Here is a 24,848-nt window from a genome sequence, read left to right on the forward strand (position 1 = left end):
TAAAATCAGCCCCAATAAATTGCATCGCATTTTTGACACCACCTCGCCTTTGTTCTTGCGGCAAGAATGTAACACATACATTAACATCTTAGGCTTGATCAGTGCTTATTCGTTGCAATGTGGTGATAACTTTCTGGCGGCCCAAGATAGCTTGATGGTACTGGTTTATGACTCACAACAAGCTTCTCTAGAACCACTGCAGGATCAACCATGCGCACCCGCAATGTGTGATACCCTTCCCCATTCACCTTGAGTCTTGTAGTGACTTTACGCACACCATCACTTACCGCCTGAGACCATGCCCCAACGGAGTTGTCGGCCAGTGCATCCACAATCACCGGAGCGGCATCATCAAATGAAATTGCATACCGGAGTCCATGTCCGGGCAAGATATTCAACGAGGGCGCAAGAACAGCCTGCACCTGCACGTCCCCACCGCTAAAAAGATACATATGATAGTCGAGTTCAGGCGCATTTTCATTGCCCCCCACACTCGAAGCAGTAACCGGTTCAATCGTCATGGCCGAAAGCGTCTCACCAAATCCTGGAAGTTTTACCCAACGCGCCGCAGGTGTGTCCTTGTGCGCAGAGGTATGTTCTGCCTCGATGGAAACAACGCCTTCACTCTCTACAAAACCGTCGAGATTCTGTGGCTGAGGTGATTGCGGACGGACAGCAGTGACTTCCACATTCGCGGGCCATCCGTCTGCAGGTTTGATGCAGATGGTTGCTTTGTGCGTGCCCACGCGAACGCTGCTCCAATCGATGCTTACATGGATCGTTTCATCCTTTTCTACTCTGCCCTTCGTTTTACTTAAAACAATCCACGGTTCGGATGCCATAGCAGTGTAATCAAAAGGCATCAAGCCACTGTTGGAGACGGTAAAGTCGCGAGTCTGCTGGTTGAAGACATCGTACGCGGGCAGGCTAAGTACATGCTCCCAGTAATTACTGGTCAGCGAATCACCGTCAATTGTCACACTCATGTGTGGATTCGCGGCTAGGGTCACCTCGCTGACCGCAGGCATGGTGTTCACTAGAGGATCGTTCCAATATGTGTAGCCTATGTGCACCTGATCCATCATGTGGTTCCATTTACCAGATGCAAGGTGGTTATACTGCGCCGTCAATGCCCCATCTTCCGCAAAGAGGCGTCGCGTTTCTGCCGCATAATCATTGGCGCTTGCGCGTCCCTGCGTTGCATATAACTGATTGCGCCCTGCCGCTATATACATACGGGTAACGGTGCTCATTGCCATGATGGGATGCAATACAAGTTCAAAAAAGGCGTCCCGCTTCTCGGCCGGTAGCTGTGCAGACATTTTCTCAGCACGATCAGAAAGCGCCGCCCACTCTTCTTCTATATGATCTGCTTCATGGTAGTTCACCAGGCTGAAGGTCTTCGGACTCAGCAACTCAGGTTTGCGACGGCCTATATAACGCTCAAAGAGCAAAACCATGTCGGCAATATCTGGGGCATGCTCTGCACCAAACTCACGCGCTGCCCAGGCCTCAGTAAACTTGGTCAGATCGTCTTTGCCCCAACGGTTCGGATCCCATGCATAACTCAAAAAAAACTCAATAGGGAATTCCATCGGCTTAAGATCACCGACATTCACTACCCAGATGCGCGTAGCCCCATACTGATAGGCAAGGTTCATCTGTTCGCGCGTTTTAAGAATGGAATTCGTATTGATCCACTTGTAATTTCGCGGATCACCCACATAATCAAAGTGATAATAAATTCCTGCCCCGCCAACGCGTTTACGTTCCTCTGCAACGGGAACACGGCGCAGGTTACCCCAGTTATCGTCACTCCAAAGCAGAGTTACATCATCAGGCACGCGCATGCCCTTATCGTAATAATCCTGCACCTCCTTATAGAGGCTCCACACTTGCGGATCGCTGGAAAGCGTAGGCGTTTTATGACGATCAATCATGGTGCGTTGATCAGTAATAATTTTTTCGAGCAGTGCTGTATTCTCACCTTCGGACATTGGCATATCGCCATCTCCTCGCATGCCTAGCGTGATGAGGCTTTCATAGTTTTTATTGCGCTCAATGCCCTTCTCCCAAAACTTCTGCAGTTCTTTTGGGTTTTTACTATAATCCCATTCGCCAACCCCATGACGCTTCCATTCTTGTTGGGAGCGAAGCATCGGCTCATGATGCGAGGTTCCCATCACAATGCCGTACTCGTTGGCCATCTGAGGATTCAACGGATCATCTTCGTTAAATGCGCTTGTCCACATCGCTGGCCAAAGGCAATTGCCGCGCAAACGCAAAAGCAGTTCGAAAATTTTGGAGTAGAACAAATGGTTGCGTCCGCCGAATTTTTCATCCGTCCAACCGGTAAGCGCCGGCGCCTCGTCATTTAGAAAGATGCCCCGATATTTTACCGCCGGTTCTCCTACAACAACGCGGGATGGAAAAACAAACAGGCTATCGTGGTGTGTGACGGGTACATCTGCCCACCAGTACCAAGGCGAAACGCCAATCTGCTCGGACAGATCGTACACGCCATAAATCGCGCCGCGCCTATCACTGCCCACAATCACCAAAGCCTGCGCAACTCCTGGCCATGGATGATCGATCACTTCGGTCAGCGTGGATTCCCATTTGCCCGCAATCACCGTCGCGTCAAGTTTGTGCGACTGTACAAGATCATCAATCAGCCGACTCTTCCCCAGTGTGCCAATCAGCACCACGTTGCCCGCCAGATCCTGCTTCTGCTGAACAATCGTAGCAGTCTGGCCGCTAACCATGTTTACATCGGCCTGCAAATCATGGACGGCGCGCTGCACACCTGCGTCATCGTTCGCATCTACATAGAATGTGGCTGCGCCCTTACCTTGCACAAGCGGAAATCCCTGCTCCACCGGAGTAAAACTGACGTAGGATTTCTGCCCCAGGGCATGGGCCGGACGCTGTGCGACGAAAACAGCAAGAAGCATGAACACCATCGCACAGTAGATGCCGACAGAGAAGATAGACCTTTTGCTAACAAAAGAATGAGTCCGCATGATTGCCTGATATCGCTCTTCATGCGTGGGCTGTGCCATACAGGCTCACCACTGGGAGCGGTGGATAGTTTCTACCTATAGAGTAGGCAGTATTTGCTGCACAAACCAGGAACACTTGTTCATGGACAAGGCTGTAAAACCGTGTATGATGAATATTTTATTTCTATCTCTCCCCTACTGAAGATCGAGCTTATCCCACTGCTCCAGCAGTGTAGTGACGTGATAGGCACTCGGTCTTATGCCGATTTCTTTCAGGAACCGACGGTTAATGCTGGCCACGTTCAACTTTAACTCTTACGAAACCGTAATCAGCCCTAGTTGAATTGCCTGGAAAATCACTTCTGTGCGGTCGCTCGCATCGAGTTTTTCGGCAATGTGGTTCAGGTAATTGCGCACCGTAAACTGGCTCAGTTGCAAGGCGTTGGCCACCTCTTTGTTGGTCAGCCCCTTGGCCACGAGTTGCAAAATCTCCTGTTCACGCTCGCTGAGTCCCACGGTGAGGCGATTGCTCTTCAGGCGTTCTGCAATACGGCGCGGAAACGACTGTTTGCCACCGTGAACGATGCGAATAGCTGACAAAATCTGCTCCGCCGGTGCCTGCTTGTGGATGAATCCCTGAGCGCCAGCCTTAATCGCCGAGTAGATTTCCTCGTCATACTCAAAACTCGACAGCACAATGGGACGAGCATAAGGAGCAACCTCGCAGAGCCGCTTGAGCGTGTCAATACCGTTCATGCCTGGCATGCGCAGGTCAACAAGGATGATATCGACCGGCTTTGTTTTGAGCATCTCAAGAGCGGCCATACCACTCTCGGCAGTTCCTACGGTCTCGATGTCCTCCTGCATATCCAACAGAGCTGACAGGCCAAAGCGCACGATGGGGTGGTCATCAATTAGCAGTAGCCGGATCTTACGGTTCTGCATGGAATTTTGCAGTATAGAGGTGTCGCTACTCATCATCATTCTCCGAGATTGGTTCGAGAATTTTTGTCTGGATTATCAGCCCTGTTGCCAGCATATCTCTGTGCGTTGAAAGGACGCAGAAAGAGTACGCGCAACAGCGTCATGACTCCGCCAGTAAATCCAAGCGTTCGGGGCAGCGGCGCAGAAATGGCAATGGTCGTGCCGCCGGTGGCACTGCTTTCGACTTCCATGCACGCGCGAATTTTGGCGGCGCGGCTGCGCATGCCATCCATCCCGAGCCCTTTTTCACGAGACTCGGGGTTGATGCCCTTGCCATCGTCATGGATGCGCAGTACGACCAATTGGCGTGCCAGCTGAAGATGGATAGTTAAAAGCGAACAGCCCGAGTGCTGCAGTGCGTTGGTAACCGCCTCCTGGCCGATACGATAAAGAGCGTCCGTCACGGCCAGGGGCAGTTGAGACAGATGACCTTCGACGTTGGTCTCGATGCGCACGGAGCCATCGCTCAGACGGTTGGCCAACTCACCGAGAGCATTGGCAATGTCAGCTGATTCGCGATACTGCGGACGTAGAGACGAAATGGTGCGACTAGCCTCACGATGACTGAGATGCACCATGTGCAACGCATTCTGTATGTGCTGTCGAACCTGCGCCACACCGCGGTGTTCCATGCTTGCAGCCTGCAACTGATAGGCAATGCCAGTAAAGCTCTGAGCCAGGGTATCGTGCATTTCAAAGGCAAGCTGTTCGCGCTCGCGCAGAATCGACTTCATGTGCCATTCCTGCACGCGATTCAAGAGTAACTGAGCAAGCGCAAAGAGTACCAGAAAACCGGCTAGCAGGCAGAGCACGTGTGTTAGCGACCACCACGGTGGCGCACTTATTGTCTCAACATGAGCGGCAATCACCGTAAATGGGTAGTTACCGTGGGTAAATTGATCGAGCGACGTGGAGTTACCACGTACCTGCAAGCGGCTGCCCAGTTCCAGCTTCGATGGATCAAACTGAAAACTGTAAGATCCGATAACGTTGAAGATCTGCCCTGCATCGCGCAGAACAAGCTGGTAGCCTGATGGATTCTGCTCCACGGAGAGCAGCGTTCCTTCCACGGAAATATAGCGACCGCGATAGACTCCATTGGTTAGCTGCGCGGCGCTCACTGCCCAGGGCGCAATGGGCGTCTCCGACCACAGGACCTTCAAATGCACGTCTTCCATACGGCTGCGGAAGCGCTCACTGATAACGGTTCCGTTCGCTTCGACCTCATCTCCGATCTTGACAGGCGTTGAAGGATCGAGGTTCGGCATGATCAATGCGCTGGAGTCGTCCTGAATGCCGGCCAGCGGCGGCAGCGAAATGATCACCCCCTGAATGGTAGCGTTAGGATGACGCCCGGGCTTCCACAAAAATTCGGAGATCGGTGACACACCCGGCTGCATCACATGCTTCTCCGCTTCCTGTTGCAGGGCGTCACGATAATGCGCGATATCGGACGGATTCACGGGATCAGTAAGCAGATGACTGTACGGATTGGAATTCATTGCCGTTTCAGGTTGCGGCAGATCTTCTTTTGTGGTCGCTTCCACGTGAATATTACTCCACGTGGCTCCGCTCAGATAAGAACGCAATCCGAAGCGGCCAGACGGAAGGCAATTCGCATCGTCGCCTGCATAACTTGCCATCTTGCCATCAGCAAACCCGAGAAACACTCCAAAGTGGCAACCCACTGCCACCACACGCATATGAACCCAATCCTGCAGGTTTTCATTGGCCGGAAGCTGAGCAGTAAACAGCGAATGCCATCCATAATCCGCACGACCAAACTCAATGGAGTTATCCATACTACGCAGGCCTGCAAAATAGCCGTGGTAGGCATCAACCCCCTCCTCTTCACCACTGCTGCGTATTACAATACCGGCCATGCCAAAGGGATTGACAATCTTCAAATCAGCTTCTACCTGATAGTCACTCCATGCACCCAAATTGCTCATCAAGCGCGCGCCACGCTCGTCGCTGTTGTCACGGATCTCGACCTGGTCAGCTGACCAGTTTCCGCCCATTGCGGTCCAGGCATCATGCCGCGAAAAATCAGAGTGTGAGGGGAACTTCGCTTCCTTGTTCCAGTGCGGAGCGCTTAGCCTTGAGACAAGAAGAATCCCTAGCGCCAGCAGAACCACAATAGTGCCTGTCGTGGCGACAGTGCCATAGAGCCAGAGTATTCTGCGGTGCGTGGGCTTCATTGGTGGCTCCAGTCATTTTTACTGAAGGCCCACAGAGACCTGATCTGCGGCGTGTCAATGGTCTGTCTGGTCAGCAGCAACGGAGGAACCTGCGTCAGACCTGGCACGCTCTCTCCGCGCATCTGGTGGAGAAGATTTTTCATCGCCAATTGGCCAAGAAGTGAAGTGTCCTGGGCAATCACCGCATCGATTGCGCCTTCGCGCACAGGTGTAAGCAGATCCTGATCGAATCCCACAATGTGCACCGACGCAGGCAGGTTGCCGGTGATGCGTGCATAGTAGGCTCCGCGAGTGGCTGCAGCAGTCATGGTGACAACCGCGTCTAGATGCGTGCCACTGGCATTGAGTGCCTGCGCAATCTGCTGCTGGTGCGCTACCACCTGATCGCCGAACTTGCGCACAACGATCTGAATCTCAGGTGCTACCTCATGCAGTGCCTGTTCAAAGTCGCCCTCCCGAGTCAGTCCACCTTCGCTGCGGGTGTTAATGCCAATGATGGCCACCTGCCCCTTACCATGCAGCAACTCAGCTATACACGTTGCAGCCATGCGCGCTCCGGCCGCCTCATCGTTACGCACATAACTCAGATAAGGTCCCGGCGTTGGCCCCAGTTCGTCGTCAAAAATCACTACGGGGATCTGCCGCCGTACCGCTTCCAGGATAAGACTGCGCGAAACCAGCGTTTCATCTGGCGCAAAAATAATGCCTGCATCCGAGTTGCTGAATTGCGCCCGAAGATGACCAAGTATCCCCGTGCGATCACTGCCAATATGCGCCGCAAGCAGACTGATCTGCTTCTGCACGTCGCCCTCGTCAGAGGGAGCATTCCAGTAAAGATGAACGCCCTTCCCTACCGCTGCGCTTGCTGCCCCCTGATGCATCGGTTCCCATAAAAGAGTTCCGGTGGTGCGCGGAATTACAGCCACCTGCTGCATCCGCGCACGGCAACCACTTGCAAACAGGACCAGCAACGAAAGCAAGAAAAAGGCAAGGTGCGTTGCACATCTGGAAAGCAAAACACAGGATGGCCGCAGGGAGGTAAGCATACGCAGATCAGCCGCTGCCCGCGTCCAACAGCGTGGATCGTAGCGACAAAGATACAAGGAGCTGCGCATCAATAAAGATACCTGAAAAATTTCTGAAAAGTTCCTATGCTAAACAGTGGCAGACAGAACAAAGCCAGCACTGCCCGCACATCTTACCAAGAAAATAGCACAATTCCCACAGAACTGGCTCTACAAGCCGTGCAACTAAAACGATTTATTCATAGGTACATTTGTCCCATGCCAGAAATAAGCAGCGTTGCGTATGTTCGGCCTGTGCCGGACTTGCGGTTTTGCCTTTGACCTATGCAACGCAGAGCGATTACATGCCTGAACTTCGCCAGAATGCGATAGATCTGCTCTCGTTCTTTCCATGGCGCAGTTTTTTTACAATCTACAGGATCATCCTCTAGCTTTCATGAGCAGGCAAAGTACAAGATTCGGAGAACAAACCGGAAAAAACTTTCGAAATACAGCACAGAAGAGGACCAAGGACAATGAATACGCAAAATCTTGCCGGCAATCAGGCCGGTTTGCCTGCCTACAAGAACTCTGCGCTGCCAGTAGCCGAGCGCGTCCAGGACCTGCTGGGCCGTATGACGCTTGAAGAGAAGGCCGAGCAGATGATGTGTGTCTGGCTCGAAGCCGCGCAAAAACTGGTGGACGAGAACGGCAACTTTGATCGGACCAAGGCAGAGGCAGCCTTTGCACATCGCAACGGACTCGGACAGGTGGGCCGCACCAGCAACTTCGGCAAGGGCCTGAATGCCCGCGAAACTGCCCTCACCAATAACGAGATTCAGAAGTTTTTTGTTGAGCACAGCCGCCTGGGCATTCCTGTTATCGTGCATGAGGAATGCCTGCACGGCATGATGGGGCCGGACGCAATCAGCACACCGCAGCCCATTGCTTTGGCTGCCACCTTCGATCCTGCGTTGGTTGAGGAACACTACCGCATCATCGCGCACGAAACACGTTCCCGCGGTGGCCATCAGGCACTGACGCCGGTGGTGGACGTGGCCCGCGAGCCACGCTGGGGCCGCGTGGAAGAAACCTTCGGCGAAGATCCATTTCTGGTATCGCGTCTTGGCATTGCGGCCGTGAAGGGCTTCCAGGGAGACGCTACATTCAAGGACAAGACGCGTGTTCTGGCCACGCTGAAGCACTTTGTGGCCCACGCCCAACCTGAAGGCGGACAAAATTGCGCTCCTACTGAAGTTTCCATGCGCACCCTGCGCGAAGTCTTTCTTTACACCTTCAAGGAAGTGATTGAGAAGGCCAATGCACGCAGCGTAATGGCCAGTTACAACGAAGTGGATGCAATTCCCTCGCATGCCAACAAGTGGCTGCTGCGCGACGTACTACGCAAGGAGTGGGGATTTGACGGCTTCATTGTTTCCGACTACTACGCCATCTGGGAACTCAGCTATCGACCCGACACGCATGGTCACTTTCTGGCCAAGGATCACAAGGAAGCTGCCCGTCTGGCAGTAAAGGCTGGCGTAAACATTGAGCTGCCGGATCCAGACTGCTATCTGAACCTGGTTGAACTGGTACGCGAGGGCAAGCTGCAGGAGTCGGAGCTGGACGAACTTGTAGTTCCCATGCTGGCGGCCAAGTTCGAGCTTGGACTCTTCGAGGACCCCTATGTGGATCCGGACAATGCCGCGGCCGTGGCCTGCTGCGAGTCGCACAACGCCTTGGCGCTGAAGTCTGCACGCGAGGCCATCACGCTACTCAAGAACGAAGGCAACATCGCACCGCTTGACCGCACAAAGATCAAGAAGCTAGCCGTGATTGGCCCAAATGCCGATCGCGAGATGCTGGGCGGCTACAGCGGCAAGCCCCGCCACTTTATTACTGTGCTCGAAGGCATCAAAAAAAAGGTGGGCAACAGCATTGAAGTAGTATACAGCGAAGGTTGCAAGATTACAAAAACTGCTGGATGGGTCAACGACGAGGTGATTGCCAGCGATCCGGAAGAAGATCTGTGCCAGATTGAAGAAGCCGTCGCTGTGGCCAGGGATGCAGACGTGATTGTACTGGCAATCGGCGCCAACGAGCAGGTTTCACGTGAAGCCTGGGCAACCTTCCACAAGGGCGATACCACGTCGCTCGATCTGCTCGGCAAACAGGAAGAGTTGGTGCGTCGCATGCAGGATCTCGGCAAGCCAGTTATTGTCTTCCTGTTTAACGGCCGCCCGATCTCAATCAACACACTGACGAAAAACGTGCCGGTCATCTTCGACTGCTTCTATCTTGGTCAGGAGTCAGGCCGCGCCATCGCCGATGTGCTCTTTGGCGATGTAAACCCGGGCGGCAAGCTCCCCATCAGCATTCCGCGCTCGGTCGGTCAGCTTCCCGTCTTCTATAACCACAAGCCTTCGGCTCGTCGTGGCTACCTGTTTGACGAAGCCACACCGCTCTATAGCTTCGGTTACGGCCTCAGCTACACCAGCTTTGAGTTCACAAATGCCCGACTCTGCCAGCAGAAGATCGCGCGCGATGGTTCTACACAATTGCTGGTCGATGTGAAAAATACCGGCAAGCGCGAGGGCACGGAAGTTGTACAGATGTACATCCGCGACCTCATCAGTTCGGTCACCCGCCCAGTCCGGGAGCTGAAGGGATTCAAGAAGGTAAGCCTCAAGCCCGGAGAACATACGACCGTAACCATCGACATCACACCCAATCTGCTGAAGTTCTATGACATCGATATGCAGTACGTTGTAGAACCGGGTGAGTTCGAGATTCAGGTAGGTAACTCGTCACGCAGCGAAGACCAGACCAAGCTGATCCTCGAAGTGGTCGAGTAACTCCGTGCCGCCGTCTTCGCTTGAAGGCGGTGGCTTTCTTTCCTCTCCAAGAAAAGCTGCACACCGAATTTTTGAAATTCAATAAATCAGGCATAGAGAGCGAGCCGGATGAGCGATACGAACGAAAGACTTTCGCTGGTTGAAAAAGTTGGTTACGGCATGGGCGATATGGCCGCCAACTTTGTTTTTCAGGCACTACTTGCGCTGCAGTTGAGTTTCTACACCGATACATTCGGTCTCACACCAGCACAGGCTGGAACCATGTTCATGGTCATAGGCCTGGGAATGGCCGTGCTCAACCCGGTGATGGGCGTAATTGCGGACCGCACCAATACGCGCTGGGGACGCTTCCGCCCCTGGCTGTTATGGACAGCACTGCCCTTCGGCGTAATCGGCGTACTCACCTTCTCTACACCGCAGATGAGCCTTGGCGCAAAGATTGTTTATGCGTGGGCTACATATTTTCTACTACGCCTGATCTACACCATGAACAACGTGCCCTACGCCTCACTCACCGGCGTGCTGACGGGCGACCCCAACGAACGGACCAGCATCACCTCCATCCGACTTATTTTTGCCAACTCTGCAGGCTTCATCGTGCAAAGCCTCGCGATTCCGCTGGTCGCATTTTTTGGCCATGGCAATAATGCTCGCGGATATCAGATGACCATGGGCCTGTTCTCCGCGCTCAGCGTGATCATGTTCCTGGTGGCCTTTGCCGTCACCAAGGAACGCATTGAACCACCGCCCGGACAGAAGAATTCCGTGGTGCAAGACCTCGCCGACCTAATGCATAACGGTCCGTGGGTCATTCTATTTTTCGTCACCACGTTCTATTTTTCCGCAATCGTACTGCGTGGCAATCTGATGCTTCCCTACTTCAAATATTGCAGCGGTAACCAGATGCTCTTCAGCTGGTTTAACGGCTTTGGCCTGACAGCGTTGCTGATCGGCGTCTCGTGCTCCACAGCGCTAACCAAGCGAATCGGCAAACGCTCGCTCTTCTTCTGGAGCATGCTGCTGTGCGGAATCTTCTGCTGCGCACTATATTTCGTGCCCCCCACAGCACTCGTTCCCATCTTTGCCATCGAGGTGCTGCGCCAGTTCGCCTATGGATGCTCTGGACCGGTACTGTGGGCGATGATGGCCGATGTGGCCGACTTTAGCGAATGGAAGACTGGGCGCCGCGCCACGGCCACTGTTACTGCTGCCGTGGTATTTGCCCTGTGGGTGGGCATTGCACTGGGTGGAGCGATTGCCGGTTGGCTACTCTCTTACTACGGCTACCTTCCCAACGTTGCATCGCAATCTGCAAACGCGTCGCACGGCATTCGTCTAATCGCCAGCATTTACCCAGGGATTGCATTTTTCGGAACCGCCGTCTGCCTCATTTTTTACGGCATCAACATGAAGCTGAACCTGACAATCTCGCACGATCTGAGCGAACGCCGCAAGATGTTTTAGCGTCCTGAGTTCCTCTAGACTTCCCTCCGAGGGCCGCATCCACTTATTGATGCGGCCCTTTTTCTTGCGCATTCCTTGCCCCATCTTGATAATTACCGAGCGTAGTTGTAAAGACGCACGCGATAAGTATGGAAGTGCGCAGGATCGGTATCGAGTTGACGTCCCTGATTGCTCTGGTCACCATTCAGACGGCTCTTCACCATCCATGTGTCATTCGAGCGCGTAACCTCTTCAATGCTGCTGATGCCAGCGACATGATTATCAGCATCTACATCGCGTGCAATCTTCACCGTCATCCCACTTCCCACCACCAGAAACTCGTCTGGAGCCGATTGCAGAATCAGAATCGCGCCGTCTTTACTGGACAATTCGTTACTGGGCCAAGTGCGCAACAGCGAAGCCTCAAACAGGTAACCGCCCAGAGCAACCGTCTGATGAGCGCGTGGGCTGTTGGCATGCAGCACGATGGCCCGGCTTCTGTTTTCAGTCTGTGCCGTGATTAACAAATCGCTGATGCTGGCCAACTCTCCGTAGGATTCCATCACCTGCGGGTTCATACCATTGCTGCTTTCGGTTGGATGCAGAGCGTCAATGCCAAAAGGGCAAAAACCGAATGCATGCGCCTCACCCAGGGCATAGAGCGCGTTGTAAGCACCCGGTTCCAGTTGCGCTTCAGGAACAAAGATTGGGTTGGACGGAATGCGGTAGCGATTGATCCAGTAGGCGAAGTCCGGCCAATAAATATCCGGCGAGAACATGTCAATGGATGTGGCAATCGCTCGGTAAACCTCAAGGTAATAAGGATGTGGTCCACCGCTCGGATACTCCCCCGGCTGCTCCAGTTCCGCAGGCAACTGCGCATTGGTGTACATGGGCAACGCATATTCGCGCTTGCCTGCAACGGCAACCTCATTGATAAAAGTTGCATAGCGCCAGGCCATGAAGACCTCGCTGGCGGCCTCGCCAAAAACATCTTTCCACGTTTTCCCGTCCGGATTGAAGTGCGCGACCAGTTCAGGAGAGAGCGTCAGACGACGCTCATTGAGCTTCTGCACAAGCGCGTTCGGAACAGCATTCTGAAAGACGCGATTGGCCTCATCGCTGCGGTCGCGACCACGACCGAGAAAACCGACCTCGTTCTCCACCTGCACCAGCACGACGGTCTGCTCACGGGCATCCTTTTCACGCACATGACGTAACAACTGCGCAAAGGCGTGACTGTCGCTTGCCTGTGTATTCGCACCAAAGGTGGAAAGAATTTCAGTCGGCTCACCCTCCGCGCTGATGGCACGAGGAAAACGCTTTGCATCGCTCTTGACCCAGGCCGGAGCATAGTTTGAAAAGGAGTTCTTCCAGCTGCCGAACCACAGCAAGCCGAGGTGCATGTGTTCGGCGCGGGCAACATCGATCCAGTGGTCCAGGATGCTGAAGTCGTACTGCCCTTCAACCGGCTCGACTTGCTCCCACGCCACAGGCATCAGAGCCAGATTTAAGTGCATGCGGGCAAGGTTCGGCAGCACGCTGTCTGCCTGCGCTGCAGTACCTGCAGATGAATTGCCCAACTCGCCGCCCAGAGCAAGAAATGGCTTGCCGTTGACCAGAAGCTGGCTTGCTCCGCCCGTCATCACGATGCGTGGAGGATTGACTTGCGTTGATGCAGGCCCCGAAGCCTGCGCCGTGACAGCAGCAAGAGTCAAGGCAGACAAGGATAGAAGAAGAGTACGTGATGTCATGCGTTGCAAAAGTCATTCTCCCGCGAGTTCCGTTTGAACAGTGTAGTTCTTTAGGATGGAAAGTTTCAGTCGTCTGGAATTCATTTTTGCAAATTCCTCCATTTCATCCTGAAACGCGGAAGCGGAGACCCATGAAGATGGTCTCCGCTTCCGCATGTGCAAGACACCTGTTTTAGAAGGAGAACCGCGCGCTCAGACGCAGCGAGCGATTCACATTCGAGGTAGTGATGATACCAAAGGTGGAGGGCGAGTTGATAGCCGAAGCGGGGTTGGCGAACTGTGGCGTGTTAGTTACGTCAAAGCTTTCCGCCGCCAGGTCCATGCTCAGCTTGTCATGCAGCTGAATGGTGCGCTTTAGGCTGGCATCCAGGTCAAAGTAGCCGGGGCCGCGCACACTGTCACGACCCGAGGTGCCAAAGCGGGCAGTAGTTACGCCTGCAGCGGTGCTCACGTCGGTCCATGCACTAGGGTTCAAGTACTGACGATAGCCGCTGACGTTGTGGTTAAGCACCTTTGTGGCGCCTGCAACGTAGTCCGCAACCTGCGAACTGCCAGCCGCATTCAGCAGGCCAGTGGAAGCCGTAATGTTCATTGGCGTGCCGCTAACGCGGCTCAGAACCGTACTCAACTTCCAACCGCCAGCAACAGCGGCACCAATGCCATGGGTCAGGTACGACTGGCCCTTGCCGAAAGGCAATGGCTCAACTGTCCACCACTGGAAGTTATGGGTGCGGTCATAGCCGGCCAGCGCCCAGTTACGATTCCAGTAAGTGGGATGAGCAAAGATCAGGCCGTTCATCGCACCGTTGTCGGAAGCGTCCTGCGCCTTCGAGAAGGTGTAGATGATGCCGGTCGATCCAAAACGAGTTGCATTGCGGGTCAACTGCGTCTGCAGGCCGTTATAGAGCGATCCCTTGAACGGCTGGTACGAGGTAATGTCGCTATTGCTGGTGTTGGCACCATAAGCAAGGTTCAACAGTCGGCCATTCGTGCTTCCAGCGCCCGGAGCAGATGCATTGATGTTTACATTGGTGATCTGGCGTACTGCGTGGGTGCCAACATAAGTAACGTTGGCCACGAAGTGACCAGGCAGTTCCCGCTGGATGGCCGCGTTGTAGCTATAGATGTAGCCACGACGGAAGTCCTTGGGCATTGTGTTGGTAGAGAGTGTAGTAGCCAGAGGCAATGTACCGCCGCTGATGCTGGGAACCACCGGAGGCGTGGCAATACCAACCGCGCTCGTGGTGCTCTCATCATCCGTTCTCAGCTTCGAGGCCGGCACGTAGCTGTTCGCACCACTCACGTTGGTAACCACGGCAGCCGGATAGGCCTGCACCAGGTAGCGCAACGTGTCAGGATCAGTGGTAATACCAAAGCCGCCACGAAGAACGGTCTTGGGATCGAGGCGATAGGAGACGCCCAGACGCGGAACAATCTGTCCCCATCCATTGCTGGTGTTGGCATGGTACGGCGTGCTGCCCTTACCACCAATCAGCACAGTGCCCACGTTGTGGGTACCATACGAATCGGTAACAGAAGTAGCAATGCTGGGATCGTAACGGACAGTGCCGAAATGATCAGCCCACGGCAGAGGATAGTACTCGTAACGAATGCCGTAGTTGACAGTCAGCTTGCGCGAAAGCTGCCAGGTATCCTGCGCATACAGCGCGTAAGTGGCATAGCGAAGCGCCTCGGTCTGGAAGCTCTGCACGCCCTGCTGGTAGGTGTCAGCCTGACCGGTCAAAAAGTCCGCAAACGAATTGATGTTGTTAGTCGATGCGCCATTGATTGCCGTCGCACCACCAGAGAAGATGAACGAACCTCGCGGGGTTGAATCAAGTCCCGTACCCGGCTGGAAGTGGTTGATCTGTGCATCCAGATACTCGCCACCCGCGCGGAAGGCGTGTGTGCCAAGCGCATAGGAAAAATTGACAGCATACGTGTACTGGTTGTCGTGGAAGGTGAATGGGCTACCCGTATTGCTGTTGCCCAGTGCGGCATAGGTGGTAAAGAACATGGCCGGAATGCCGGCGTACAGGTGCGATCCGTCGTAGTTTGTTCCCGGGATGCCCAAGGTATTCAGGCCGTATGCCCCCAGCGAAAGATCGGGAGCCTCCCCGAGGAGCTTTTGGCGGGTGTAACCAGCGCTGGCATCCATGGTCAAACGATCGGTGAACATGTGGGTCATGCCCAGACCAATGTTCTGAATGGTGCCCGTGGCTGCGCCGGGCTGGCCGCCATCATAGGTACCGCCGCCGGGGTTCGTGCCAAAGACCTGTGGATCGTTAATTGTGTCGGGCGAGATGCTGTAGTGGCCGAAGTAAGTGCTCTTCTGATTCGGCACCCAGGTAATCTTTCCGTCATAGTTGGAACGGGTAAAGACGTTGCTCGAAGTGCCGTAGTAGTTATTGGTCAATGCACCTGTTGCACCGTAGTTCGGAGCAGGCAGGTTGGCCAACAAAATGGAAGCAGCCTTGGAAATACGACTCGTGGGAACCGCATCCTTACTGAACGCTGTTTTGTTCGCACCGGTCGAGTCACCCGTTGCCGGATCATAAATCGGCTCTTGACGAGAATGTGTAAAGGCCATCGTTTTACGCGGCTTTCTGAAAGGCGACGAGTTGGGTTCTTGTGGCGGCCAGCCGTTGCGCTTTCAGCAGCAGGTAGTTGAGATTGCGGTAGCCGCGTCCGCGTCGCAACAGCGCTTTGATGTTGCCGTTGACTGCTTCGACCACCCCCAGGGGAACCTTTGTTCTGCAGTAGTTCAGGATTCCCTCCAGATGGCGAAGCAGCATGTCGGCCAACTTCTCCATGGGCTTGAGCCGCTGCCAGCGCAACTGATCGATCCAGTTCTTCAGGTAGCGCAACATCGCGCCCTCATATCTGTAGCTCCACAGCCGATCCAGACTTTCCTTGAGCAGGTACGCCTTCATCACGCGCCGGTTCAGCGCAAACAGTTCGTTGAGTTGCTGTTTTTGGCGCGCGGTCAGATGCACCCAGCGCGTCAGCAGCAGCCAGCGCTTGCCCTTGACCAGTTCCCGCGCCGGCCCGCCCTTGCGGAAGAACTCCTGGCGGCGCACCTCATCCACAGCCGCTCCGGCGTGCTTCATGATGTGAAATTTGTCATAGATGATGCGGCAGTTGGGCAGCCACTCGGCGATGCTCTGCTTGAACGGTTCCCACATATCGACGCAGGCAGCCTGCACCGCGCCACGTTGAAAGGGGCTCAGTTGCTTGGCGAAGAACTCGTCGAGCGTTTCCTTCTTCCGCTCCGCGCCGAACCACAGAGGCTCGGCGGTCCCGAGGTTGCTCACCACGGTGATGAACTTTTGCTTTTTGCCCACAAAGATCTCGTCCACACCCATCTGCCGCAAGGCCGGCTTGCGCCGCGACTTTGCCCAACGCGCCAGATACCGCTGATCGATGGCCCGCACCGTGCTCGCCGCCAGACCAAACTGCCGCGCTACTCGGCTGGCTGCGGAGCTTTCGCAGGCTTGGCCTACCGCATCCTCGAAACGCTTGCTGAAGGGCGCTTTGCCAGGAAGCAGCGGCACCTTCTCCGCCTTGACGCCGCAGTCCAGGCAACGAACCCGGTACAGCTCGATCACCACCGTGGTCAGATACTCGAAGCACGGCAGATCGCGCACTTCCCGCTCATAGCTGGCTACCATTTCGCCTGTTGGCCTGCCGCAGCCGGAACAGACCAGCAACTTGTTGGCCCGCTTGCGCCGAACCCAAAGCTTCAGCCTTTTGCCAGGCTCGTCAATCTCATGCCGGTAGACCTTGTAGCCCGGCCATCCCAATACCCGCGTCCAATCGTTGTCGCGCATCGGGAGGAGAATAGCCGATTCCACACCTCAAGCAAAACCCGCGAAAATCACGCTGCCTTACAGATTCCTGCGCAGAGCCCATAAATCGTTACACCGGTAGCACTGAAATCACCACCACGCATCGCCATGGTCGGAACAGAAAGTGTACCGCTGATCCCCTTGATCACCGAGACGCGATTGTAATCGAAGAAGAAGAAGAGCTTGTCCTTCTTGATCGGGCCACCGATGGTGCCGCCTGTCTCGTTGTAGATGTTCTTCGGGTTTACATGTGTACGATTGGCCCAGGTAAGCGCATTGAACTGCTTAATCGAGTTATACTCCCACGCACTGCCGTGCAAGCTATTGGTGCCGCTTTTGATGGTGACGTTGATGGCCGAACCACCGGCCGCGCCCTGCTCGGCGTTAAAGCTGCCGGTCACAACGTTGATGCTGTCAATGCCATCGGTAGGAGGCAGATAGGCTACCAGGTAAGGCAGCCACGGATAGGCGTCAACTGCACCGTCAATGCGAGTAGTGTTGGTTTCATCGGTAATGCCGTTCACGTTGACTGCCTGCGAACGCTGCGGGTTCGCGCCTGCCGAGTTCTGCTCGGAGGGGGGCGTGGAACCGGGCACAAGACGATAGAGGCTTTCAAAGTTGCGGCCCGTTGATGAAGTTGTGGGTAGTTCAGTCATCTGTTCTTCCGACAGGTTGTAATTCACGTCGGAAGAATCGGTCTGCAGCTCGGGCGGAGCAGTGGTTACTGTAATCTGCTCGCTGGCGGTGCCTACCTGCAACTGCAAATCGGCACGCACCGTGGCGTTGGCCTGCAGAATCAAGCCCGCCTGACCGGCAGACTGGAAACCGGATGCGGCTACCGTGACTTTATAGGTTCCGGGCAGCAGGTTGGTGAACAGATACTTGCCCACCTCGCTCGTGTCAGCATTGTGTACTACGCTGGTGGCCACTTCCGTGGCAACCACATGCGCATTAGGGATGGCAGCTCCAACAGGATCAGTCACATTGCCGGTAAGCGTGCCGTAGAGCACCTGAGCAAAGGCGCTATTTGCCAGACCTAGCGTCAACAACAACGCCATCGAAAGCGCTATAAGTCCGGAGCGATGCACGATCCGCATTGTGCGAGCCTCTTGACCGGGCTTGCTTTGATTTTGAAAATGCGTCATACGATGTCCTCTCATTCACTTGCCAATTTGGCAATTGCGCGATCAGCAGTCTTCACTACTGCTTGTCTGTCTCCTAGTTCAAGAACGACCGAAGAGAAATCTTCACCGCGAAAAGAACAGTATGCAAATCAGACAACGACTGGCATGGTACAAATGTACTCACACTTAAATCGATTTATCGCAAGATAGAATCGACAGGAACACATATCGCGCAAAACCCGCAGAAACAGCTGCATAGCAAGCCGCCAAAACATACTTGACATTGATCTCTGCTCCCACATGGCCGCAGTATTTCAGGGTACTTGAGTCTATTCCTGCCATCAATCCCCTGCCCCAATCGATACAGCTTTACAACTGGCACAGACTTCATGAGACTGAATTGCCGAACCACTCGCAGCCATAGACTCTCTGGCCTCTGCCATTCTCATGACGAAGCAACCATGGACATTCATCCGCGCAAAGTTGATCATTGGCTAATGCAGGAAGTCGTTCTTTACTTCCGGATTGAATCCCTCAGACCTTCTCTATACACAGCTTGTAGGATCAATGCAGTGGCTCCACGCAGTCGCGCAGCCGTAGCGTCTTCCGTAGTCAGTAATTTCGGAACGGCCATTGGAAACGCATGGTTCGCAACCTTCTCACTCAGGATGCGTCCAAACTTTTCCCATAACACCACAAAGTCACCCGCAAACAAAATGCACTCCGGCTCAAAGGGTAGCACCAGCCGCAGTCCATCGCCGATCTGCCTGTATTGTTCCTCCAAAACCTTCAGTGCGCCAACTTCGCCTTTCTCTGCCCGCGCCAAGATTTCGGTGTATCCCCCCGGTTGCTCTTTTTCGTTACTTCGCTTGCGGAGTTTGGCGTACGAACGCTCCACAGCTCGCTCGGACGCCAACGTCTCCCAGCAACCAAGCTTCCCGCAACCGCATGGAAATCCATTCTGTTTTAGTACGACATGTCCAAACTCACCGGCCATTCCGTGTGCACCCAATAACTCCCGGCCACCCGTCAGAATCCCAACACCAATGCCCTCTGAAACGGTTACAACTAGGGCATCTTGAACGCCACGAAAAACACCAAACCATCGTTCTGAAAGCACGATCGCATCTGCAGCGTTGCGTACCTCGACCGGAAGATTCAGCATGGACAGCAAATGAGCCTTCAGCTCCCAGTGCTTCCAGGGCAAGTTTGGAAAAAATTCCACGATCCCATCTTCCGCCTTCACCCTGCCCGACACACTAACACCTACACCCTGAAATGCCAGACGCGGATGCTGCTGCCTCAACGTTGAGACAACCTTAGCCAGTCTGCGCTCCGCATCCTTGCTCTTGCTCGGGGTTTGAAACGACTCCAGTGAGACGATGCGGCCATGAAAATCTGTAACAGCCACGGATGTACGACCAGGTCTGACGTCCACGGCAATCACTGCCAGAGACTCATTGATCGAGAGCTCGACAGGCTTCCTCCCTGGCACCGAATCCTGTGCACGCGACTGAGCCCCACGGTCATACTCACGAATCCAGCCATTCTTCAACAGCTGTTCCGCAATAATGGAGACCGTACTCTTCTGCAGCCCTGCAATTCGTGCGAGTTCAGCACGCGACACTGCTGAGTTCAGCCGCATTAATTCAAAAACCATACTCCGGTTTGTCTCGTGGGCTGTTTTACTGCTCGACGGCTGCAGACCTCGTGGCTGTACATGACTTAATTCACGCATCATAATGATTATGCTTTACTAGGTCAGTGGTTGGGCGCGCCTACATAATTGGAACGCCACTCCCCATGGGTCGCGCAGCATCTTCAGCAGCGAACCATCCGGCAGCCTCACCTCATCCACAAACTCCGCCCCAGCAGCAACCAGCCGCTCCGCATCCTTTTCAGGATCACTGCTGACAAACGCCAGGTGAAACAAGAGTGGATGCATTGCACGGTAGTCCGGAACCTGGTCCGGCGGGTTGTTGTAGATCTCCAGCGCGGTTGTTTCATCATCTGCCAGAAAGTGCGTCTGTGCAGGCTGCGGGATGTGTTTTACCACCCGCAGCCCAAACTGTTTGCAGTACCACGCAGCCATACTCACCGGGTCTGAAACATTGAAGGCAATATGCTCAATCTTCATCTTTCACCTCTCCCCTAACAAGACTTATAGCCGTCAACATCCTTAAAGTCAACGGTGTACATCGTGCCATCCGTTAGCGTCAGCTTTGCACCCATCACCGAACCAGAAGCCATGACATCAATCAGCTCGACCTTCTTCAGTGGCGACAGCTCTTCTTCCTTCCACGGTGTATCTTCCGTCTTGTGCAACATCACTGAGATCATCAGTTCCATCGCCGGGTTCTGCGCTACACGCTTGCGATACCCGTACAACACTGTGCTCTCATCCGCCTCAGCGTTGAAACCTGCATGCGTCTTACTCTGCAGCGAATCCCATCCGTTATAGGTGATCATCGCAACTTGCCGGCCGGCAATCGCCGCCGTCAGGGCCGTGTGCGTCGCATACTCATGGCGCTTTATCTCTGCGGCCTTACCATCGACATGCGGCAATCCATAGTGCCCCAGCGTCAATTCATGCTCAAAGGCCAATCGGCAACGGTCCACTCGAATCACGCCACCCGGAATCGTGATCTCCGCCAGATCGATGATGTAACCTACCCCATTGTTCGGCGGCTTCCTCATCAATAATTGACGATACAGAACATGATCGCGCTCTCCGTTAAACAAAATGCTCTGCGAGGTGGTGTAGCCCGCGCTCTGGGACGCGGAATTATCCACCGCACGCCCCGTCAAATAAAAATTGATATCTACGCCGCGCAAATCGCGTGGGTCAAGACTTCGGAAGCTGTACTCCTGCGATGTGCCTCCCGTCGGGTTGTGGTCCTCCCATGGAAAGTGTGTGTTGAACACCAGCTTCGAATAGTTGTGATCATCGTCATACACCTTGCCCGAAATGATCTCCGACGTTCCCGTACCGCCATGATTTACCAGCGCCAGCCCAGGCTTCTCCAGAATTGTCCGTACCGAGTCCTTGCCATACGAATTCCAGGCACCATCGTTCTCCTTCGCCGTCCAGAAAGGAGAATCCTCGGGCAGCGCAAGCGCAATGAACGGAAGGAACATGATGAACGGACTTGCCGGACAACTATAGTTCTGGATTGCAAACTCCCGATGTCCATAGAATCCTAAACTCGGAATGTCGTTCTCATAAAACTCTGGCCGCGTTACAAACTGCAGGATTGACCCCGAGCACAAGCGCCGCGCCCAGCCCGGATCAATAGGAGGCTCAGACTTTAGCATGAACGATGTTGGGAATCCTCCTGAGATCCACAACCGATAGCAGATGCTTCGCGCCCACATGTTGATGTACCCATCACGCCCAAAGAACAATGGATACGTCTTGAATAACTCTTCGAAGCTCTTCTCCAGAACCGCTGCAATCTCCGGATAGTACTCGTCTCCGAACGCGCGATTCCAGATTGTGCCATATACCACGAACAAACTGATCGTGTAATAGTTATAGCTCTGCTCCAGATACCACCCATTGCCAGCATGGTAGGATGCAATCCATTGCAGATGGCTCTTCAGTAACGCATCATCAATCGCATAGCCGTTCTTCTTCAAAAACGATAAAGCGCAAATATTGAACAGGCGCCAATTGTTCTGTGTGGTGCGATGATGCGCCCACTTTGAGATCGTCGCTGCAATCTCATCCTGCTGCTGTTTGCTCCAGTGTGGCCACAGAACATCCGGCATCAGTAGCATCGTCTTCGCCCAGCCACCGAATTCGCAGGTGAACTGATACGTTGCGTCCGGCAAATCTTCCGGCAACGGCAGGCTGTTTGCGTGCCCTGGTGTCAGCGCATTGTAAAAGTGGTGGAGGTAGTAGGCGCGCAGATTGATTCCATTGATGCTGATCTCCGGATCGACATGAATCAGCGGAGCCGCCAGATTGAACGTCCTCTCCAGCGCCTCGAACTCATGCGACCTTGTACGCCACTCCGGGTCATTCGGCTGCGGATACGACTTGCCCGGAACCAGCGGAAACACAATCGGCATATCGAACGACTTCACATGCGTGAACGCCCGTTCCAACAGATACCGGGCACAATCGATGTAGTGCTGCCGTGTCATCCCGGTCTGCGGGCTGAGCTCAAAATCAGGGTCCAATACTTCAAATCGATCGGATGCCATCGTTGCTGTTCACCTTTCTATACCGCTAATTTCTGAGTTTGCGTGCCTTGCATTGGGAGGTCTTCCGGTCAACCCGCCTTCCCACAGCAAAACCACTCTGTGCTACCTTGCACACCAATACATTACGCCAGCACCCAAGCAAGAACCATGAGTCTACAGGCCGGTAATCGCATAATAGTTCGACAATCAGACATATGTCACGCCAAATCCTCCAATTCCCTACCGTACATCGATCTGCTGGTCCTTCAATCGGTTTCGGAAAGATACGACATTGGGTACTAGAAATGGCTCTACGATTTTAAGATTTAAGACCCGCAATGCACCAGGATTTCCTGCTAAAGCACGTTGGTATGACTGTCAAACTATCTCCACAAGGTAGTACTCGTCAAGGTCAAGTAGAAGGTAGGACACAAAATCTTCCTGCGGTTTCTGGGCATTTTGACGTTCATTACGTACGTAGGACAGCGGCTACTAGGTAGATCATGGCCGCAAAGCTGGAATTGGCTTTACAACTTCTCATAGCGACACCCCCTGAATTCCTTAGATTTTTGAAAAATTTCTCGATAAGGCGTCACCATTAGGACTTTCCTCGTCGTAGTTGGTCGGAGGCAGTCTCTTAGTTCTGGGCGGAAACACGGCTCCGACTCCCCGTTGCTGCAAATTTCATTGGGAAGATCTCGCCAGGAAGCGCCGGTACACGCTCCCACAACCGCTTCGACGAAGAGATGGCCGTCGACGCCGGTCTGCTCCGGATCGCCGCGTTTGCCTAGACGATAGGGTTGGATCGCCTTCCATTGTGAATCGGTCAACATCTTCTGATTCATGGATTTATACCCACTTTCATCGCAAGTCGAATTGCAATTTATCCGATTGCAAAATGACTCGCCAGGGTGTGGAACAGCGAAAAGCATCTCCGACTACGATGCACCCTCGGTGAAGCTGCTCAGGAAGTACAGCATCGCTCCCGGTATCCAACTGAGGCTAAAGATCGACACACCAATGGCAGCTACACTGTAGGTATTGGACGATTAGAAAAATTCTGCGTCTATCGCATGAAACAGTGGATGCAATTAAAATTATTTTGCGCAGAGAGAAAGACTGAATGCAGGGCCTGTCGTTCGCTTTGCGGCTCTAATCCAATTCTGGATCTGAAGCCTACAGATAATATGTAACAAGAATATTTTCTGCCAATCGGAAGTCCCATCTGCTTGCAGATCCCGAGTACGCAGATTAGTCTAAGGAGACTCTGCACAAGTCCCAATACTGCATTCTGCTTGGATAAAATGATAAGTAGAGGGCAAGGGCGATGCGGCAACGAACACTGGCGTCACAAGCGAGTTTTGAGCAGTATGGTCGCAAGGGCAAGCGGGAGCTTTTTCTGGATCAGATGGAGCAAGTGGTGCCGTGGGCGGAGTTATTGGCGCTGGTTGAGCCTCATTATCCCAAGGCTGGCAACGGCCGCCAACCAGCAGGCTTGTCGATCATGCTCCGCACGTACTTCTTGCAGCAGTGGTTTGGTTTTTCAGACCCCGGAATGGAAGAAGCTTTCTATGATTCGCCCGCGTTGCGGCGCTTCGCCGGAGTTGATCTGGGCCGTGCCTCCGCGCCCGATGAAAGCACCATTCTGCGCTTCCGCCACCTGCTCGAAGAACATGAGTTATGCGGCCAGATACTCGATACGGTGAACCACTTTCTAGCCAGCCGGGGCATTCGCATCGGCACGGGAACCATCGTGGATGCAACGATTATCAACGCTCCGAGTTCGACGAAGAACTCGACCGGCAAGCGCGATCCTCAGATGCACCAGACCAGGAAGGGACAGCAATGGTACTTCGGCGCGAAAGCGCACCTTGGCGTTGATAGCAAGTCGGGCATTGTGCACTCAGTCGGCACCTCTGCGGCCAGCGTGGCGGACAAACATATGCTGCCTGACTTACTGCACGGCGCAGAGAAGAAAGTCTGGGGAGACGCAGGCTATCAAGGACAAACCGAGGCAATTCATGCGGCCGCGCCCGGGGCGCAAGATATGACCAGCCGCCGCACCAAGTTCAAAAATTATGTAGACGAAGAAGCCAAGCGCAAAAATACGACCAAGGCCAGAGTTAGATCGAAGGTGGAGTGGTGTTTCCGCATTCTGAAGCGCGTTTTTGGATTTACCAAGGTGCGCTATCGTGGCTTAAGGAAGAACCACGAGTGGCTTTGCGCGGCCTTTGCCCTGGTTAACCTTTACCAAAATCGCAAACGGCTGGTCGCGCTGGGGGCGTAGTGTCTCTGGATGCCGGAAAACGGCCTCCAGAGACAAAAAACAACCACGTAGAGCCCGCGCCTGGATGCAACTGAACCCGCAATTCTGGCTATAACTGCTTCCGAGCCCATTGCATTGTAATTACACCGCAAAATCGTGGGTTGTGCAGAGGCTCCCTA

The 24,848-nt window shown here is 54.0% G+C and carries 14 protein-coding genes; 3 read left to right on the top strand and 11 right to left on the bottom strand.

The annotated features are described in order from the left end of the window. Positions 1-98 precede the first annotated feature (98 nt). The 4 genes from ACOBR2_RS10745 to ACOBR2_RS10760 all read right to left on the bottom strand — a co-directional run bounded on the left by ACOBR2_RS10745 (position 99) and on the right by ACOBR2_RS10760 (position 7,113). Positions 99-3,062, bottom strand: a complete 2,964-nt coding sequence (locus ACOBR2_RS10745; RefSeq protein ID WP_420236116.1) for a glycosyl hydrolase 115 family protein — start codon at positions 3,060-3,062, stop codon at positions 99-101. A 255-nt stretch (positions 3,063-3,317) separates the two neighbouring features. Next, entirely contained in the window at positions 3,318-3,947 is a 630-nt protein-coding gene (locus ACOBR2_RS10750) for a response regulator (RefSeq protein WP_420236117.1), read from the bottom strand. Positions 3,948-3,982: 35 nt separating this feature from the next. Further along, positions 3,983-6,187, bottom strand: coding sequence for an ATP-binding protein (locus tag ACOBR2_RS10755; protein WP_420236118.1), 2,205 nt, complete (start codon positions 6,185-6,187; stop codon positions 3,983-3,985). Continuing rightward, the gene (locus ACOBR2_RS10760) at positions 6,184-7,113 is read right to left on the bottom strand and encodes a substrate-binding domain-containing protein (protein ID WP_420236119.1); all 930 of its coding nucleotides are present in this window, start codon (positions 7,111-7,113) and stop codon (positions 6,184-6,186) included. Before ACOBR2_RS10760 ends, ACOBR2_RS10755 begins: the two co-directional genes overlap by 4 nt. 614 nt (positions 7,114-7,727) lie before the next feature. On the opposite strand from ACOBR2_RS10760, the gene ACOBR2_RS10765 reads away from it, so the two are divergent. Continuing rightward, complete coding sequence (locus tag ACOBR2_RS10765; protein WP_420236120.1) at positions 7,728-10,046, top strand: glycoside hydrolase family 3 N-terminal domain-containing protein; 2,319 nt, start codon at positions 7,728-7,730, stop codon at positions 10,044-10,046. 108 nt (positions 10,047-10,154) lie between these two features. Continuing rightward, on the top strand, positions 10,155-11,510 hold the full coding sequence (locus tag ACOBR2_RS10770) for a glycoside-pentoside-hexuronide (GPH):cation symporter (RefSeq protein WP_420236121.1): 1,356 nt from the start codon (positions 10,155-10,157) through the stop codon (positions 11,508-11,510). Positions 11,511-11,602: 92 nt separating this feature from the next. On the opposite strand, the gene ACOBR2_RS10775 is transcribed toward ACOBR2_RS10770, so the two are convergent. The 7 genes from ACOBR2_RS10775 to ACOBR2_RS10805 all read right to left on the bottom strand — a co-directional run bounded on the left by ACOBR2_RS10775 (position 11,603) and on the right by ACOBR2_RS10805 (position 22,424). Further along, positions 11,603-13,216, bottom strand: coding sequence for a DUF5597 domain-containing protein (locus ACOBR2_RS10775; protein WP_420236122.1), 1,614 nt, complete (start codon positions 13,214-13,216; stop codon positions 11,603-11,605). A 199-nt stretch (positions 13,217-13,415) separates the two neighbouring features. After that, positions 13,416-15,833, bottom strand: coding sequence for a hypothetical protein (locus ACOBR2_RS10780; RefSeq protein WP_420236123.1), 2,418 nt, complete (start codon positions 15,831-15,833; stop codon positions 13,416-13,418). A 4-nt stretch (positions 15,834-15,837) separates the two neighbouring features. Then, positions 15,838-17,073, bottom strand: a complete 1,236-nt coding sequence (locus ACOBR2_RS10785; RefSeq protein ID WP_420236124.1) for an ISL3 family transposase — start codon at positions 17,071-17,073, stop codon at positions 15,838-15,840. Positions 17,074-17,120: 47 nt separating this feature from the next. Continuing rightward, positions 17,121-18,188, bottom strand: a complete 1,068-nt coding sequence (locus ACOBR2_RS10790; RefSeq protein ID WP_420236125.1) for a carboxypeptidase regulatory-like domain-containing protein — start codon at positions 18,186-18,188, stop codon at positions 17,121-17,123. Positions 18,189-18,729: 541 nt separating this feature from the next. Then, on the bottom strand, positions 18,730-19,875 hold the full coding sequence (locus tag ACOBR2_RS10795; RefSeq protein ID WP_420236126.1) for an ROK family protein: 1,146 nt from the start codon (positions 19,873-19,875) through the stop codon (positions 18,730-18,732). A 96-nt stretch (positions 19,876-19,971) separates the two neighbouring features. After that, entirely contained in the window at positions 19,972-20,352 is a 381-nt protein-coding gene (locus ACOBR2_RS10800; protein WP_420236127.1) for a VOC family protein, read from the bottom strand. A 14-nt stretch (positions 20,353-20,366) separates the two neighbouring features. Continuing rightward, complete coding sequence (locus ACOBR2_RS10805; RefSeq protein ID WP_420236128.1) at positions 20,367-22,424, bottom strand: DUF2264 domain-containing protein; 2,058 nt, start codon at positions 22,422-22,424, stop codon at positions 20,367-20,369. A 1,306-nt stretch (positions 22,425-23,730) separates the two neighbouring features. Between ACOBR2_RS10805 and ACOBR2_RS10810 the strand changes: the two genes are divergently transcribed. Continuing rightward, a complete protein-coding gene (locus ACOBR2_RS10810; protein ID WP_420236129.1) occupies positions 23,731-24,690 on the top strand; it encodes an IS5 family transposase in 960 nt (319 codons plus the stop codon). Positions 24,691-24,848: the final 158 nt, after the last annotated feature.

It is taken from the genome of Telmatobacter bradus (genome assembly GCF_048629425.1).
Lineage (GTDB): Bacteria > Acidobacteriota > Terriglobia > Terriglobales > Acidobacteriaceae > Telmatobacter > Telmatobacter bradus.